We start from the raw sequence: 16,810 nt of genomic DNA, 5'->3' as shown, positions 1-16,810 counted from the left end.
GTTACGTAGGTAAATAATCACCTGCATCACAGCTTCAAAGGTTGATTCTTTCCGGAGCCGGGTAAGAATGAGTTCCGAGCGCTCTGTCCGCCCCTCATCGCTCTGGAGGAAACCGTGAAGTCCGCCCTTTTCACGGGTGCCGCCGTGACTCTTGGCCTGTTGCTGGCCTCGATCGGCTCCGCCCAAGCAAGCACCATCGACAGCGACGGCAGCACGTCGTCCCATCAGCCCACGGCCCAGGCCCGTCAGCACGGCATCGAGAAAGCCGGCGACGCCTACATGGGCTGGGTGCAGAACAACACCACCACCGCAGCACCGGCCGTGATGGCGCCCGACGCCACCGTCGAAGGCATCGACGTGTCCAGCCACCAGGGGAACGTCAACTGGGCCTCGCAGTGGAGCGCCGGCAAGCGGTTCGCCTACACGAAGGCGACCGAAGGCAACTACTACACGAACCCGTACTTCGCCCAGCAGTACAACGGGTCCTACAACGTCGGGATGATCCGCGGCGCGTACCACTTCGCCACTCCGAACGACTCCAGCGGCGCCAACCAGGCCACGTACTTCCTAGCCCATGGCGGCGGCTGGTCCAAGGACGGCAAGACGTTGCCGGGTGCACTCGACATCGAGTACAACCCATACGGCGCGACCTGCTACGGACTCAGCCAGGCCTCGATGGTGGCCTGGATCCGCGACTTCCTGAACACCTACAAGGCGCGGACCGGCCGCGACCCGGTGATCTACACCAACCTTGACTGGTGGAGCCAGTGCACCGGTAACAGCACTGCCTTCAACTCGACCAACCCGCTCTGGGTGGCCCGGTACGCCTCGGCGCCCGGGACGCTGCCCGGTGGCTGGCCGTTCCACACCATCTGGCAGTACAGCTCGACCCCGATCGACCAGGACCGTTTCAACGGCGACCAGTCGCGCTTGGTCGCGCTCGCGAACGGCTAAATCCGTTGCGGCGGTCGCATAGTCTCGATCGGTGAGCTACACGCTGCCGATCGAGACTGACCGCCTGACACTGCGCCGCTACACCGAGACCGACTACGGCGACCTGCTCAAAATGCAGTCGAATCCGGACGTCACCCGCTACCTGCTGTACGACGTACGGACGCCCGAGCAGGTCAAGGAGGCTCTCGCCGGCCGGATGGCCGACGTACCGATGGACCGCGACGGTCAAGCGCTCACCGCCGCGGTCATCCTCCGGGACACCGGCCGGCACCTCGGTGAGGTCGTGCTGTTCCTGAACAGCGTCGAACAGCGCACCGGAGAGATCGGGTACGTCTTCCACCCCGAGTCGGCCGGTCACGGGTACGCCAGTGAGGCCGCGGTCGAGCTGCTCCGGATCGGGTTCGAAGAGCTCGGCATGCATCGGATCATCGCCCGGCTGGACGCTCGCAACGACGGTTCGGTCAACCTGCTGAAGCGCCTCGGCCTGCGCCCGGAGGCGCATTTCGTGCGGAACGAGTTTCTCAAGGGCGAGTGGACCGACGAGCTCGTCTTCGCGATGCTGAAAGACGAATGGGACAAGCGTTCGTAAGTTTTTTGCTACGGCACGCCTTCGTATGGCAGCGAGTGCCATCCGGGTCTAACGTCGAAGTTATGACCTCCGCCCGTTCCGTCACCGCCCTGATCGTCGGGGCGGTTGTGCTCAGCGCCGGCGTTCTGCCGAGCGAAGCCGTCAAGGTCGCCCCAGCCCGGGAGATCGCCTATCGCACGTGGACCTCGACCGCCGATTTCCTGGCCGGCGACCGGTTCGGCACCACCGTCACCGACGGCGCCCTCACCTTCGGTACGTCGACCGGCACCACGTCGTACGTCGATCCGTTCGGCGACGGCACCGCCAAGAACTACGACCAGACCAGCTGGATCTCTCCCCACGTCAGCACCGGCTTCGGGCTGACCGAGCTGGTCGCCTCCTGGAACGCCACCACACCGCCCGGGACCTGGGTCGAGGTGTCGATGGCCGGCGTCACAGACACCGGCGCCGCGACCAAGTGGTACGTGATGGGTCGCTGGAACAGCGGCGACGACACTGCGGCCGGTGACATCCACCGGACGTCGGTACCGAGTCAGGGAGACGCGAACGGATCTGTTGCCGTCGACACCTTCCAGGCAGCCACAGGTCACTGGCTGGATCGCTGGCAGCTGAAGGTCACGCTGTACCGGCTCAGCGGTACGACGCAGTCGCCGGTGGTCCGCTCCGTCGGAGCCATGGCGTCCCGGCTGCCCTCGGACAAGAAAGTTGCCGTGAGCCCCCTTGGGGGTGCCGAGGGCATGACGCTCGACGTGCCGACGTACTCGCAGGAGACGCACATCGGGCAGTATCCGCAGTGGGACGGTGGCGGCGAGGCGTGGTGCTCGGCGACGTCGACCGCGATGGTGCTCGATTACTGGGGCGCGGGACCCACCGCCGCCGAGACAGCCTGGGTGGATCCGTCGTACACCGATCCGCAGGTGGACCATTCGGCCCGGTCCGTCTTCGACTACTCGTACGACGGTGCGGGCAACTGGCCGTTCAACACGGCGTACGCCGGGAGTCGTGGCGTGGACGGGTTCATCACCCGGCTGCGGTCGCTGACCGAGGCGGAACAGTTCATCAAGGCGGGGATCCCGCTGGTGGCCTCGCTGTCGTTCAAGAAGGGTGATCTGCCCGGTGCGGGGTACGGGACCAACGGGCACCTGATGGTGATCGTCGGATTCGATGCCGCCGGCAACGTGGTGGTGAACGACCCTGCGTCGCATCTGATCGCGAGTGACGACCAGGTGCGGACGACGTACGACCGGGCCGCCTTCGAGAACGCCTGGGTGCCGCACTCGGGTGGACTGGTCTATGTCATCCACCCCGAAGGTGTGGCGCTTCCGACGATCTCTGGTCCTCAACACAACTGGTGAGACGACAGAGCCCGCCGCGCCGGGGCGGCGTGGCGGGCTCTGTTCTTTACGGACTAGCGGGCGAACAGTGCGCCCGTCAGGTTCGTGGTGAGGTTGCGGAGCGAGTCCGGCAGGTACTGCAGGTGCCAGCCGCGCGGACCGCGGTACCAGGTGAAGCCCTCGTCCTCTTGGTCCGGCGTGGTGTCGGTGGCAACCAGTGCGTCGATCCAGCGCTCCGAGCCGCCCAGTACGACGGCGTACGGCAGCGCGCGTGAGCAGAGCTCGGCGTGCTGGTCGGTCGGCAGTTCGCTGACGTCCATCTCCAGCAGCTCGCCGCGGATCGCAGCGACCTGGCCGAGGACACGGCCGGCGGCCGGAGCCTTGGCCGGCATGTAGCGCCCGACGACGAGCAGTCCGATGCCGACCAGGGTGATCGCGATACCGAGCAGACCCCAGGTCGACAGCAGGGCCAGCAGGACGGTCGCGACGACGCCGATCACCGTGGTGGCGATGCCGATCGTTGCCCACAGCGACCGAGTCCGGTCCGGGCGCTCGCTGAACCAGCCGCGCTTGACCACACCGTCGTACAGCGCGTCCTGCACCTGCTCGAGGTTCGCGCGGACCTGACGGCCGAGCTCGGAGACCAGCACCGAGTCGGCGTCGCCGAAGATCGCGCGGATCAGGACGTTCTCGTAGCGCTGCAGTTCTTCCGACGGAGCGTTCGAGACCCGGCGCAGCTCCCAGTCCGGACGCGAGTACTCCGTGCTGTGCTCCTGCTCGATGATCGTGATGTGCCCGCGGACGGCCAGATCGATGATCGTCGCGGTCACGTCGACCGGATCGATCCGTTCGTCGATCAGCGTGCCCACCTCGCCGGGCCGCAGGTCCGACGGCGGCGAGAAGTTGATCCGGGCATCGGTCCCGAGGCTGAACAGCGACGCCGGTACGACGCGACGCGGGTCGACCTGGTCACGGCCGCGCAGGCGGTACAGGGCGAACAGCGCGATCGCACCGAGCAGCAGCACGGCCAGTGCGGTGATCAACTGCGCCGCGTCGGTGGAGAAAGCGCGCTTGAAGGTGTGGCGGTACTCGACGATCGAGTTGGCCGCGATCTGGCCCTTCGGGAAGCCGACCGCCATCCGGACCGTATTGCCCGGCGGCAGGTTGGCCTGCTGGAAGGTCGGACCGGACGTCTCGCCGATCTGCGCCAGCGTGCACGGGATGTTGCTGTCGATCGGGCCCGCGAAACAGGAGACGTGCGAAACCTCAGGGACGCTGTAGACGACGTTCGCCTGCTGGATCGGGATGCTGATCCCGGTCAGCGGCGCGAACCGCACCTCGGTGCCGTCCAGGACCGTCGCCACCGCGCCCTTGACCGTGTACGAGAAGTCGAGCTCCGTCGTACCGCTGTCGATGCCGGGGACCGCGATCGACGTGACGTCGCCGTCGGTCTTGACGTCCGCCTTCTTGTCCTGGCCGCCGGCCTTGACCTGCAGGTCGCCGATCTCCTGGACGTGGTCGATGTCGTCGGGCAGGTGGTCCCGCGTGACGATGAACCGGGTGAAGGTCCCGTTCACGTTGCTGAGCTTCCAGGTCTCCGCGACCCGGAGCAGGCCGTCACGTTCGACCCGGACCTGGCTGTCGTAGTTGGTCACCACCGGATCGGCGGCAGCGCTGGATACGGCCGCGCCCGCCGGGACAGTCGACAGGCCGAGCAGGCCGAGGGCACACAGGGAGAGCCCGAGGAGACGTAGACGCATCGCCCAATCACACCGTAGAAAGAGGGGAGGTTGACACCGGGCACGATAGCGTCTGCGGGGTGTCAGGCAACCAATGGGGACCGCCTCCCGGGCAATCCGTCCCGCCGCAGCAGGGTTACCCGGCTCCTCCCCGGCCGCCGCAGTACTACGCAGCGCCGCCACCGCCCGGACCGCAGTTCGGGTGGGGTCCGTTGCCGCCGCAACCGCCACGGAAGAAGTCAGGCGGCGCAGGGCTACTGATTGTTGCCCTGGTGGCGGTGGTTGCTGCCGGTGGTGTGTTCCTGTTCGTCAAACTCGCGCAGGGCGGTGGTGAAGAGCCGACTGTCGCCACACCGCCGACTGTTACTACGCCGGTGCGCCCGACCACGGCTGTGCCAACGCCTACTAAGAAGACGACGACCGCTGCACCGCCGAAGCCGGTGCAGATCAACCCGGCGACCTACAACGCGACGCATCGGCTCTACAAAACCGGTGCGATGCGGACGGTGAATTGCAAGCAGGCGAAGACCGGTCCTGGTAACGGTGCGCAGGCATCGGCGTACTTCAAGGCGATCAAGGCCTGTCTGGACCACGCCTGGCCGCGACAGGTCGGTGCGGCCGGTGGGCGGTTCCGTTCGCCCGGTCTGGTCGTTTGGGGCGGCTCGGTGAACACACCGTGCGGGAGTGGGCCGGGGCGGTCGTTCTATTGCCCGACGACCCACACCATTTATATGGAGTCGCCGTCGGTCATCTCGTTCTACAAGCAGAACCCGACGTTCGGCCGGATGGTCGGCAGCTTCACGGTGGCGCACGAGTACGGGCACTCGGTCCAGTGGATGACAGGGCTCGGCGAGGCCTACGAGAAGCTTCGGTACGACGCAACCACCGACGGGCAGCTGCTGCTGAGCAGACGGCTCGAGCTACAAGCCTCCTGTCTGGGCAACGTGTTCCTCGGCTCCAACCGGGGCAGCTACGGCATCACCGGGTACGCGTACCAGATGTGGCTGTACGACGTGAACAACAGCGGCGACCGGCCGCCGTACCCGCGGGACCACGGCAGCACCACCAGCCACGGCGCCTGGAGCCGGGCCGCCTTCGCGAGTCGTAACCCGGCGAGTTGCAACACCTGGTCGGCATCACCCGCCCGGGTAAGTTGAGCCTGGGCTCCGATAGCGTCACCGCTGTGTCAGGCAACCAATGGGGTCCACCGCCCGGGCAGCAATACCCGCCTCAGCAGCCACCGCCGTGGCAGCCGGGGCCGGGTCAGCAAGCGCCTGGGTACGGCGGATCGCCTGGCCGCCCGCCGCAAGGACCGCCGGGACCGCCGGGACCACCTGGCCCGCCGCCGGGACCGCCGTACCAAGGTCCGCCTGGTCCGCCCTATCAGGGGCAGCCGTATCAGGGACAGCCGTTCCAGGGGCAGCCGTTCCACGGTCAGCCGCAGTTCGGCTGGGGTGCGGGCGCTCCGCCCGGTGGACCGCGGCCGCCGAAGAAGGGCCGCGGCGGAGTGATCGCGCTGTTCGTCGTCCTCGGCGTGGTGGTGATCGGAGTGATCGGGCTGAAGCTCGCCTCCTCGATCCTGAAGCACAACGGCGACCCGTCGTACGCCGAGCCCACCACGACGTCGTCGTACAGCCCCACGACCGAGCCGTCGACCGAACCGTCGGGGCAGCCGAGTACCAGGACCACCGTCCGGCCGCCCACGACCCGGCCGACCACGCAGGCGCCGCTGCCGACCACGTCCCGCTCGACGACCACCAGCACGCCGACGACCAACCCCGGGCCGAGCGACACCGACCTGGTGGTGCGGAACAAGCTGTACAAGGTCGGTGCGATGAGGTCGGTGAACTGCAAGGAGTCCAAGTCCCGGCAGAGCACGGCGGCCGGCGCCCGGGCCAACTACAAGAACCTGCTGGCCTGCCTGAACAAGGCGTGGGCGCCGATGATCACCAAGGCCGGCGGGCGGTTCCGGTCCCCGAACGTGGTCACGTTCAGCGGCACCGTGCAGTCGCCGTGCGGGGCCCACAGCGACAGCGGGCCGCCGTTCTTCTGCGGCACCAACGACACGATCTACATGAACCTGACCGAGGACGTCGGGAACTACAACAAGTACACGCAGTCGTACAGCAAGGTCTGGGCGCGGATGTGGATGCTGCACCAGTTCGCCCACGAGTACGGGCACCACGTGCAGAACCAGACCGGGATCCTGCAGGCGTACGCGCGGATCCGGTACGAGCGGGCGACGTACACGCAGGAGCTGCAGGACAGCCGGCGGCTGGAGCTGCAGGCGTCCTGCTTCTCGGACATCTTCATCGGCTCGAACCGGCGGACCTACCCGATCACCGGGCAGTCGCTGGTCCAGTGGCGGTGGCTGATCGCCAACACGATCGACAACGGGAACGACCACGGCGCCCCGCCGATCCACAACTACTGGGCGCTGCGCGGGTGGAACGGGCGCAACCCGAACGCGTGCAACACCTGGGCCGCATCGGCGGCACAGGTGAAGTAGTTAGTGACGAACTAGTTCGAGACGACTGGCCGGGGTAGCTAGCCTGGTGGGTCCGGATCGCGCAAAGTATGTCCGGGGGAATCGGCATCCGGCACCCCCACCCAGCAAGGTCGTGAGGAGCATCGATGTCGGACAACTGGAACCAGCCCCCGGGGAGCGACCCGGCTGAGGATCAGCCGAACCGCCCACCGGAGCACGGTCCCGGGCAGAACCCCCACCACCCCGGAGCAGACCAGCAAGGCCCCGAACAGGGCCGAGGCGCTCCCGGGGAGAGCAGGCGCGGCCCCGCCACGAGCGGGCGCGGTCCGGCAGGCGCGGACGGGCAGCGTGGTCCTCAGCAGGGGCAGGGCGGTCCTGGGGACGATCAGCGTGGGCAGTCGTGGTGGAGCGGTGACACCGACGCCAAGCGTGAGTTCCAGAACCCGTCGCAGGCCGAGCCTCCCGCCAACAACTGGTTCGAAGGCGGCTGGAACCCCGGCCGCCGCGAACACCCCGACCAGCCCGCCGGCCCGAACCAACCAGGCCCAGGCCAGCCGGGTCCGGACCAGTCAGGCCCAGGTCAGTCAGGCCCAGGTCAGTCAGGTCCGGGGCAGGGAGGCCCAGGTCAGGCAGGCCCGGGTCAGCCTGGCTTGGGTCAGCGTGGTCCGCAGCAGTCGGGTCCGGGTCAGCGCGGTCCGCAGCAGTCCGGTCCCCAGCAGTCCGGCTCGCAACAGTCCGGCTCGCAACAGTCCGGCCGCCAGCAGTCCGGTCCGCAGCAGTCCGGTCCTGCCCGCCCGGGCTCCAACCAGCCGGGCCCGAACCGACCAGGCTCGAACCAGTCCGCCTCGAACCAGCCAGGCCCGAACCGACCAGGTCCGAACCAGCCCGGCCCTCAGCAGCGCGGACCACAACAGCCCGGTTCGCAGTCAGCTCCTAACCAGCCAGGCCCGAACCAGCCGGGGCCGGGTCAAGCGGGTCCCGGTCAGCCTGGTCCCAACCAGCCGGGCCCATGGCAGGCAGGCCCGCCACAGGTCGACCTGTGGCAGACCAACGCGACGCCGTCCACCCAGCAGTCGGACTCGTTCTGGTCGCAATCCGCCCCGACCCAGCAGGGCCCCAACCAGCCCGGACCTGATGGCCCGTCCCAGTCGGGTCCTGCGCAGTCCCCCGGGTCCGACCAATGGCAGCCGAACCCGTCGCAGTCGGGCGCAGGCCAGTCCGGCTCACCGCAGTCGGGCGCATCGTGGTCCGCGCAGTCGTGGACGTTGCGGGATGAGTCTGCGGGCGACAGCGAGTCGCAGGACGAGTCCTCCGAAGCCGGTTCCGGCGCTGGGCAGGGCTGGTCAGCGACCGGCCAGTCCGGCTCGAGTGCTTGGCAGGCAGCGCCGTCCCAGCCGCAGCAGCGGGACCAGAACGGCCCGCACTCCGAAGGCTCCTACCTGTGGGGCCCACCAAACCAGGGTCAGGAGCCCTCCTCCCCCTGGAGCAACGCACTCCCACCACAGCAGCAGTCCGGTCCCCGCCACGCCGCACCGCAGGGCGGTCCGGGGCAGACCGGTCCGATGGGTCAGCCTGTCCAGCAGGCGCCGACCTGGCAGTACCCGCCGATCCCGATCCCGCAGCCGCCGGGTGGCAGGCGTCGCAAGAAGAAGAAGGCCTCGCGCAATCTGCTGATCGGCCTGGTCGTCCTCGCCGTACTCGTGGTCGGCTCCGGCATCACCCTGCTCGTCCGCAGCGTCGGCGGCGGCGATGACCCGCAGGCCAAGGACAGCCCGACGGCACCTGTGTCCGAGTCCTCCTCGTCACCGTCCGAGAGCACGTCGCCCACCCCGACCGCGCCGCGCGGCCCAACAGCCGACGAGGTCGTGAAGGGCAGTGCGCTCTACAAGATCGGCCCGGTCGCCGCGTCCAAGTGCGCGGAGCCGCCGTTCGCACCGGTCACGGTCGCCGCCGCGCAGCAGTACTACAACCGCCTGCTGCCCTGCCTCAACCGCACCTGGTGGCTGGCGATGAAGAAGGCCAACCTGCCGTTCCGCAACCCGAAGGCGGTCGTGTACGTCGGCAAGACGCCGTCACCGTGCGGTATCCAGCGCAGCGTGCGTGCGGCGTACTGCGCTGCGAACGAGACGATCTACCTGCCGTTCGCCGTCGACAACGGGTACTACAAGACCAACCCGGTGTACGCGCGGGCGGTCATGCTGAACACGTTCGCCCACGAGTACGGGCACCACGTGCAGAAGCTGAGCGGGATCCTCGCCTCGTCGATGTCGCGGCAGCAGTCGATGACGCCGAACCAGAAGCTCCTCGAGAGCCGTCGGCGCGAACTGCAGGCGACCTGCCTCGGTGCCGTCTACCTCGGTGCGAACGCGGCGTTCACCCCGATGAACGGCCCGCTGCTCGCCAACTGGAAGTTCCTGATCTCCCACTCCGGTGACGACTACGCCCGGCCGCGCGTGCACGACCACGGCAACCGGGTGAGCAACTACCAGTGGTCGATCACCGGCTTCAACGGCAAGAAGCCCGACGCCTGCAACACGTTCACCGCAGCAGACGTCCGGCTCAACTAGCCCAACAGCGCAGCCGCCGCCCGTCAGCCGAAGAGCCGGCGGGCGGTGGTCAGCGAGCCGCCGAACGCGGTCACGAAGTTGCTGAGCGACTCCCCGATGTCCGACAGGTGCCAGTTCTCCGGTCCGGAGTACCAGCCGATGCCGGCGTCGGGGTCGTCGTCGTCATCGGTCGCTGCGATCTCCAGCGCCCACTTCTCGGTCAGCCCCAGCACAGCGGCGTACGGCAGGCAGCGGGACGCGAACTCGAGCCGGTGGCTCTGCGGCAGGGTCGACGAGGACTCGTTGGCCAGGTAGTGCTGCAGACCGGCCACTCGTCCCAGCACCGCGGCACCGCGCGCGGTCCGGGCCGGCGCAGCCTGACCGACGAGTGCGAGCACCAGACCGGCCGCCATCACCGCGAAACCGACCAGACCGAACTTGGTGACGATCGCGAGCACGATAGTCAGTACGACGCCCGCACCGAGCAGCACCACGCCCGCGGTGGTCCATCGGTTCCGCACGGCGTCCGGGCGGTTGTTGAACCAGCCCTGCGTCACCACGTCGGCGTATAACTGCTCGCGGACGAGGTTGAGCCGCGGCCGCAGCGACGGGCCGAGCGCGGACACCAGCACCGAGTCGCCGTCCGCGAACACCGCGTCCAGCAAGGCCTTCTCGTACGGCAGGAGCTCCGGGCCGCCCGGGTGCAGCCGCTGCAGCTCCCAGTCCAGCTTGCCGAAGTGCGACTCGCGCGGCTGCTCGACGATCGTCAGGTAGTTGCGCACGGCAAGGTCCAGCAGCGTGGCGGTGATGTCGACGACGTCGGCCGTCTCGTCCACCACCGTGCCGACCTGGCCGGGCCGGATGCCGTCCGGCGCAGCGAACTGCGGTCCGTCGGCGCCGTCCAGCACCGGACGCTCCGGCGCGCCCTCACCGACCTTCGCGGCGTCGCGGCCCCGGAAGAACCACAGCCCGACCGCCCCGAGCAGTCCGATGCCGAACACGATCATGGCCAGGCCGATCGTGCTCGAGTCCACGGTGAACGCGTGGCCGAGTGACCAGCGGGTCGAGTACTGCGCGTTCGCCTGCACCGTCGCCTGATCGCTCAGCCCGGTCAGGAAGGTCAGCCGACCACCCGCCGGTACGCCGTTCTGCTGGATCTGCAGGTCTGCGGACTCGCCCAGCTGGGCCGACGTACACGGCATGCTCGAACCGGTCCGGCCGGCGAAGCAGGTCACCCAGGTCGCGAACGGGACGCTGACGCTCAGGTTGGCCGTCGGGACCGAGACGGCGAAGCCCTGCACGATCGGCCAGCTCACCTCGCGGCCCTCGGTCGAGTCGGCGACCACGTTGTCCACGGTGTAGCTGTAGACGATCTTCGACTGACCGGACACGTTCAGCGTGAGCTTGCGGCCGTCGTCCGTGCTCTGGTTCTCGAAACCCTGCGCAGGCTGGCCGTTCACCGTCGCCGAGACGTCCTTCAGGCCGTACGTGCGGTCGCGCTCGGAGTCGGACCGGACCCGGGTCGTCAGCGTCCGGCTGAACGTCGTACCGCCGGCGTTCAGGTCGACGGTCTCCTTGACCTGGAGTTGGCCGTCCTTGGTGAGCGTCGCATCCGCGGTGTACGCCGTGATCTGGTCGTCGGCCTGACCAGCTGCCTGGGCGGACACCGGGCTCAGGGCAACGAACAGGCCTGCTACCGGCGCGGTCAGGGAGATCAGCAGGGCAGCCGGGAGGAGGCGGCGCTTCGGTGACATGGGTCGAGAGTAGTCTCGTGCCGGTTCGTGCAGCGAACTCGACCGACCAGCCTGGAGGCCAGAGTAGTGAGCAGCCCGTACGGGTACGGCGGCCCGCCGCAGGGCCGGCCACCCGGCCCGCCGCCCGGCATTCTGCCACCGCCGCAGGCAGCCCCGTGGCCGCCGCAGCAGGGCCAGTACCCGCCCGGCCCGATGCAGGGCGCTCCGGTCCAGCAGCAGTACCCCGGTCAGTGGGCGCAGCCGTACTACGGACCTCCAGGCCACTTCAACGGCTTCCAGCCACCGCGCAAACGCGGCGGCCCGCTGCGACTCATCCTGTTCGGCTTTGTGCTGCTGATCTTCCTCGGCGTCTCGTTCGCCGTCGCGTCCGCCTTGCTGAACAAGAGCGGCACCGACACCGCAGACCCCGGGGTCACCGGTCCGTCGATCGTCCCGACCCCGACCACGAACCCGCAGAAGGGGTCTGCCGAGGACTACCTGCTGAACGCCGACGTCTACCGCACCGGTCCGCTCCAGGAGCAGAACTGCCCGGCAGCGAACCTCGGCAGCGGCAGTCTGGCCTCGCAGAAGGTCTACTACCAGCGCCTCTTCAAATGCCTGAACGACGCGTGGCGTCCGGTCTTCCACGAGCTCGGGCAGGACAAGCCGGACCCTGGCCTGGTCGTGTTCGACCAGCCGGTCCAGACCGCGTGCGGCAACTTCCAGCCGCTGTCCGGACGCGTACTGGCGTTCTACTGCTACGGCAACCAGGTCATGTACGTCGACGTCAAGCAGATGAACAAGGCGTTCGGACCGCAGCAGGACCTCGCGTACCTGATGACGATCGCGCACGAGTACGGACACCACGTCCAAGGCGTCACCGGACTGTTCTACGCGCGGGCCGTCTACCTGCAGGACCACCCGGACCAGAAGCTGGAGAGCTCGCGGCGGAACGAGTTGCAGGCCTCTTGTTTCGGCGGGGTGTTCAGCAAGTCCGTGGAGAAGTCGTATCCGTTGACGAAGCGACTGGACGAGTTCAAGGAGCAGTCCAGCAACAGCTTCGGTGAGTCCGCGGACACGCCGGAGGACGAGCGGACGCACGGTCTGGCCACCAGCCAGGGGTTCTGGATCCAGAACGGCTTCAACATCGGCGCCAACAAGGCGTGCGACACCTTCGCGGTGTCGGCGGACCTAGTGAAATGAACGCTGTGCAGTGAGCGGCCGCCTGATCGGGGGCCGCTACTTACTGGGGGAACCGCTCGGCTCGGGCGGTATGGGCTCGGTCTGGCGTGCCCACGATCAGCAACTCGACCGGATGGTCGCGCTGAAGCGTGCGCATCCCGGAGTGGACGACCCGGACGGACGCCGGCTGCGCCGCGAGGCACGGACCGGCGCTCGGCTGCACGATCCGCACGTAGTGACGATCTTCGACGTGGTGGCCGACGGCGACGAGCACTGGCTCGTGCTGGAGTACCTGCCTTCACGCAGTCTGGACGAGCTCGGAACGCTGCCATCAGCTCAGGTCGCACGGATCGGCGTACAGATCGCCTCTGCGCTGCAGGCTGTGCACGCGGCCGGCATCATCCATCGCGACCTCAAGCCCGCCAACGTCCTGGTGACCTCGGACGGTACGGCGAAGCTCGCGGACTTCGGCATCTCGCGGCGCCTGTGGGCTGAGGCCACGCTGACCGACAGCTCGACCGTCGGTACGCCGGCCCACCTCGCCCCGGAAGTGGCCAACGGCAACGAACCTACGACCGCCGCCGACGTTTTCTCGCTCGGCGCGGTGCTCTACACAGCGCTGGAAGGCCACTCGCCGTTCGGCAGCGATCCGAATCCGTTGGCGGTACTGCGACGCGCAGCGCGGGGCGAGCTCGAGCCGCTGCGCAAAGGTGGTGAGCTGACACCGCTCATCACCCGGATGCTGGCCGTCGATCCTCAGGACCGGCCTTCGGTTGCCGAGGTGGTCCAGGAGCTCGGCGGCACTGCGATTGCGCCGGTGAAGAGCCGAAAGCGCTGGACGATTCCGGTGACGGTAGCCGGCGTCGCTGTTGTCGTCGTACTGAGTGTGCTGATCGGGCGCGCGGTGTCGGGGCCGTCGGAGCCGTCGGGATCACCTGCGCCGTCAGCTGCATCCACGACGCCGACGAGGTCAACACCGACAGGTGGATCCAGCGCTTCCACGGCACCGGCGGCCGGGCCGGTCGGGGATCCGCTGACGGTTGATCCGTGCGCGTTGATCGACGAGAAGTCGCTGAGCCGGTTCGGCCAGACCACTCTCGAGCCGGCGTACGGGAACTTCGACCGGTGCGACGTGGTGGTGACCGGTAAGGGCGACCAGGAGGTCGACGTCCGGGCGGAGCTGAATCTGCCCTACACCGACTCGCCCAGAGGTGCGGTGCAGAAGTTCACCGGCAACCTGCGCACTGTGACGCGAGTGAAGTCCGGCGGTGACGACTGCGAGCGGGTGCTGGTGCTGTCCGACCGTACGCAGATCCAGGTGGAGGCCAAGCACACGGACGGCTCCGGGATGGACGTGTGCGCGATGGCGGAAGCCGTTACGCAGAAGGCGATCGGCGTAGTGCAGGCAGGTCCGATTCCGCGGCGTGCGGAGCCCTTACCTGCGACGTCGCTGGCGCACGTCAACGCGTGCACGTTGCTGGACAACAAGGCGCTCCAGCTGGTCCCTGGCGTGGACGCGACGCATCCGGACACGTCCTTCGGGAACTGGTCGTGCGGTTGGGACAGTACGACCAGCGACCTGTCGGTGGACCTGTACTTCGACCGGAACCAGCCTCTCGACGCGTCGGACGGGCAGCCGATCACGGTGGGCGGGCGGTCCGCGTTCCTTTCGAACGAGAATGACGGTCCGAAGACCTGCGCGGTAGTGATCGTCTACCGGACGTACGTCGACTCGAACGGGCAGGACGCGGTCGAGTTGGTGACGATGTCCGTCGGTGGTTCGGCGAAGCCCGCCTCGCTGTGCGGACTGGCGACAAAGCTCGCCCAGGCAGCCGTCGTGAAGCTGCCGAAGGCCTGACATGGAACCGATCCGGAGTCTCCCGCAGGGCCAGGCCAGCCTGGCGGGCGGCGTACCTGACGCCCAGCCGGGCACGATGTTCGTGCTGGGCGTTGGCGGTGGTCTCACAGTGGACCCCGGACCGCACCGGACGATTCTGTTCGGGCGGAACCGGCCTGAGGTCCATGTGTGCGTCGGTGAGGACGATCCGCGCGTCAGCCGGATGCACGGGTCGATCAGCTACCGGACCGGTCAGTGGTGGGTCGCGGTGACCGGGCGGCTGCCGGTGCGGTTTCCACGCGAGCAGACGCTGTTCGCCGGCGAGGACCCGATGCCGCTCGCGGCCGGGTACACCCCGCTCTTCGTCCAGGGCTCCAGCGGTCGCGAGCACCTGCTGGAGGTGTACGTCGTAGGCGACAGCGGCACCCGTCCGGTACTGCGACCACGCGACCCCACGCACCCGCCCCGCATCTGGCAGCTGTCCCCGGCCGAGAGGCTGGCGTTGACCGTCGTCGGCCAGCGCTACCTCCTACACGACCTGCACCCCCTGCCCCTGTCCTGGCGACAGGCCGCAGACCAGCTGGCCGAGCTACAACCATCTGAGAACTGGACCGCCAAGCGCGTCGAGCACCTGGTCTCCAACGTGCGCACCCGCCTCTCCCGAGACGGCGTACCCGGCCTGACCCGCGAGGAAGTCGGCGAGCCAGTCGGCAACGCCCTGAACGACAACCTCTTCCGCACCCTCCTCCTGACAACCACCCTGGTCCCCGCCGACCTGGCCATCCTCGACGACTGACCTCGGGAGGGGTCCCCACCAACCACCCCTACCGTCCCGCCATGCCCAACACAATCACCCCCACCACCCACGACAACTCCATCAACGTCCCGGTCTGAAAAGAAGACCAAGACAGACAAGACGAAAGATAGATGGGGAGTCGGGAGCCCGGCCGGATCCGGCGGTCCAGCGGCGCTCACAGACCCACGAAGTAGCCATCGACCGGACCATCTCCACCACGGGTGCCCACGATCGGACACCTCGAGAACTGCAGATTCTCGCTCGGGAACAGCCTCGGACTGCGGCCACCACGCTCCCCGCTCAAGGCTGTTCCCAAATCCGACGATCGCCGGAGAGCCGAGCCCAGCCAGGTACCCAACTCCTCTCTATCTTCTCTTTCCTTCCTTGAGGGCTATTCAGAAGTCTCGGATGAAGCCGCGGGAAAATGGATTCGGCGGAGTGGCTGACGCCGCCGGCCACCCGGTCGGCTGGTTCGCCGAGTCGTGGAGAAGAGCCCCGGGCCGGTACGCCGAGTCGTGGACAGCGGCTGCAAAATATCGCCAGAACCCACGACTCGACGAACCCGACACCGGATCCGGAAGCCGAGCGCAGTCGAGCTCGCGGTCGATCACCGAGGTCGGCCGCCACTCTGTGTCTCTTCTTTTTTGCTCTTCTTCCTTGTTTTTAGTTCCTTCCTTCGCTTTGGTTGTTGCGCCAGTCGGTGGGTGAGTGGTGGTGGGTGCGTTTGAAGGCGACGCTGAAGGCGAAGGGGTCTTCGTAGCCGACTTGGTGGGCGATGGTTGCGATGGTGGCGGTGGTGGTGCGGAGGAGGTCGGCTGCGAGGGTCATGCGCCAGGCGGTTAAGTACGTGAGGGGCGGCTGGCCGACCAGCTTCGTGAAGCGGGCGGCGAAGGTGGCTCGGGATAGGCCGACCTTGGCGGCCAGCTCTGCGACGGACCAGCGGTGTGCGGGGTCCTCGTGGAGGTGGCGGAGTGCGTCGCCGACGCCAGGTGCGGTGAGTGCCTGGTACCAGGACGGAGGCCCCGCCCCAGCGCACCATGCACGTAGCGCGAGCACCAGCACGAAGTCGAGCAGCCTTCGCAGTACGGCGTCCTGTCCTGGCTCCTCCCGGGCGACCTCGGTGGTCAAGAGATCCAGCGCCGGCCGGGTCTGCGGCGTAGCCGACACGACCGCCACCGGCGGCAGCAGAGCGAGCACCCGCTGGCCGACGTCACCGCGCAGGTCGTACGCACCACGCACCATCGTCGTCGCGCCGGGCAACCCATCACCATAAGTACGCGGCGCCAAGTACTCGCCCCGCCACTCCACCGGTTCGCCGTCGATCGTGTACTTCTGTCCGCCGCGGATCACGTAGTACGCCGGCGTCGCCGGATCGTCCGCGATCGTGTAGCTGCCGACTCCCGTGATCAGCGCGATGTCACCAGCCTCCAACTGACGAGGTACGCCGTCGTCCAGCCGCAGACAGGCGCTACCGCCGAGCGTCGCGACGACCGACAGCGACGGCACATCGGCGTAGGTCACGGACCACGGCCCGCGCGCAATGATCTGCCGGACCAGCGCGTCCGTCGCCTGCGCGCGCTGGAGCAGATCGCTGAGGACATCCACCCGTCCA

Annotated in this window: 12 protein-coding genes; 9 read left to right on the top strand and 3 right to left on the bottom strand. The window is 68.1% G+C overall.

Features of this window, described 5'->3' with window-relative positions:
* Window positions 1-114 precede the first annotated feature (114 nt).
* From ACQPYH_RS05550 to ACQPYH_RS05540, 3 genes are all read left to right on the top strand, one after another.
* Complete coding sequence (locus ACQPYH_RS05550) at window positions 115-954, top strand: lysozyme (protein WP_432887523.1); 840 nt, start codon at window positions 115-117, stop codon at window positions 952-954.
* Window positions 955-985: 31 nt separating this feature from the next.
* Window positions 986-1,543, top strand: coding sequence for a GNAT family N-acetyltransferase (locus tag ACQPYH_RS05545; protein WP_432887520.1), 558 nt, complete (start codon window positions 986-988; stop codon window positions 1,541-1,543).
* 62 nt (window positions 1,544-1,605) lie between these two features.
* Complete coding sequence (locus tag ACQPYH_RS05540) at window positions 1,606-2,898, top strand: peptidase C39 family protein (protein WP_432887517.1); 1,293 nt, start codon at window positions 1,606-1,608, stop codon at window positions 2,896-2,898.
* Between the two features lie 53 nt (window positions 2,899-2,951).
* Here the strand turns inward: ACQPYH_RS05540 and ACQPYH_RS05535 are convergent, their stop codons facing one another.
* On the bottom strand, window positions 2,952-4,637 hold the full coding sequence (locus tag ACQPYH_RS05535) for a DUF2207 domain-containing protein (RefSeq protein WP_432887514.1): 1,686 nt from the start codon (window positions 4,635-4,637) through the stop codon (window positions 2,952-2,954).
* A 251-nt stretch (window positions 4,638-4,888) separates the two neighbouring features.
* Between ACQPYH_RS05535 and ACQPYH_RS05530 the strand changes: the two genes are divergently transcribed.
* The 3 genes from ACQPYH_RS05530 (at window position 4,889) to ACQPYH_RS05520 (ending at window position 9,671) form a co-directional block, all read left to right on the top strand.
* Entirely contained in the window at window positions 4,889-5,773 is an 885-nt protein-coding gene (locus tag ACQPYH_RS05530; protein ID WP_432887511.1) for a neutral zinc metallopeptidase, read from the top strand.
* Window positions 5,774-5,799: 26 nt separating this feature from the next.
* The gene (locus ACQPYH_RS05525) at window positions 5,800-7,125 is read left to right on the top strand and encodes a neutral zinc metallopeptidase (RefSeq protein ID WP_432887508.1); all 1,326 of its coding nucleotides are present in this window, start codon (window positions 5,800-5,802) and stop codon (window positions 7,123-7,125) included.
* 125 nt (window positions 7,126-7,250) lie between these two features.
* A complete protein-coding gene (locus tag ACQPYH_RS05520) occupies window positions 7,251-9,671 on the top strand; it encodes a neutral zinc metallopeptidase (RefSeq protein ID WP_432887506.1) in 2,421 nt (806 codons plus the stop codon).
* 23 nt (window positions 9,672-9,694) lie between these two features.
* Here ACQPYH_RS05520 and ACQPYH_RS05515 read toward each other — a convergent pair whose 3' ends face one another.
* Window positions 9,695-11,404 (bottom strand): DUF2207 domain-containing protein, encoded by a 1,710-nt coding sequence (locus ACQPYH_RS05515; protein WP_432887503.1) that lies wholly within the window; start codon window positions 11,402-11,404, stop codon window positions 9,695-9,697.
* A 66-nt stretch (window positions 11,405-11,470) separates the two neighbouring features.
* Here ACQPYH_RS05515 and ACQPYH_RS05510 point away from each other — a divergent pair, with 66 nt between their 5' ends.
* From ACQPYH_RS05510 to ACQPYH_RS05500, 3 genes are read left to right on the top strand one after another with little or no spacing between them, the layout of a single operon-like run.
* The gene (locus ACQPYH_RS05510) at window positions 11,471-12,586 is read left to right on the top strand and encodes a neutral zinc metallopeptidase (protein WP_432887500.1); all 1,116 of its coding nucleotides are present in this window, start codon (window positions 11,471-11,473) and stop codon (window positions 12,584-12,586) included.
* Between the two features lie 10 nt (window positions 12,587-12,596).
* Window positions 12,597-14,423 (top strand): protein kinase domain-containing protein, encoded by a 1,827-nt coding sequence (locus ACQPYH_RS05505; protein WP_432887497.1) that lies wholly within the window; start codon window positions 12,597-12,599, stop codon window positions 14,421-14,423.
* 1 nt (window position 14,424) lies between these two features.
* Entirely contained in the window at window positions 14,425-15,198 is a 774-nt protein-coding gene (locus ACQPYH_RS05500; protein WP_432887494.1) for an FHA domain-containing protein, read from the top strand.
* Between the two features lie 663 nt (window positions 15,199-15,861).
* Here ACQPYH_RS05500 and ACQPYH_RS05495 read toward each other — a convergent pair.
* Window positions 15,862-16,803: an AraC family transcriptional regulator gene (locus tag ACQPYH_RS05495; protein WP_432887491.1), complete on the bottom strand. Its 942-nt coding sequence runs from the start codon at window positions 16,801-16,803 to the stop codon at window positions 15,862-15,864.
* Between the last annotated feature and the right edge of the window lie 7 nt (window positions 16,804-16,810).

The sequence above is a fragment of the Kribbella sp. CA-245084 genome (genome assembly GCF_050942355.1).
Lineage (GTDB): Bacteria > Actinomycetota > Actinomycetes > Propionibacteriales > Kribbellaceae > Kribbella.
This window is presented reverse-complemented; position numbering and strand designations above follow the sequence as displayed.

What these genes read in the sequence shown, in the direction of transcription:
- ACQPYH_RS05500 (WP_432887494.1), top strand. Translation starts at nt 14,425, where the DNA reads ATGGAACCGATCCGGAGTCTCCCGCAGGGCCAGGCCAGCCTGGCGGGC.
- ACQPYH_RS05535 (WP_432887514.1), bottom strand. Translation starts at nt 4,637, where the DNA reads ATGCGTCTACGTCTCCTCGGGCTCTCCCTGTGTGCCCTCGGCCTGCTC.
- ACQPYH_RS05515 (WP_432887503.1), bottom strand. Translation starts at nt 11,404, where the DNA reads ATGTCACCGAAGCGCCGCCTCCTCCCGGCTGCCCTGCTGATCTCCCTG.
- ACQPYH_RS05520 (WP_432887506.1), top strand. Translation starts at nt 7,251, where the DNA reads ATGTCGGACAACTGGAACCAGCCCCCGGGGAGCGACCCGGCTGAGGAT.
- ACQPYH_RS05540 (WP_432887517.1), top strand. Translation starts at nt 1,606, where the DNA reads ATGACCTCCGCCCGTTCCGTCACCGCCCTGATCGTCGGGGCGGTTGTG.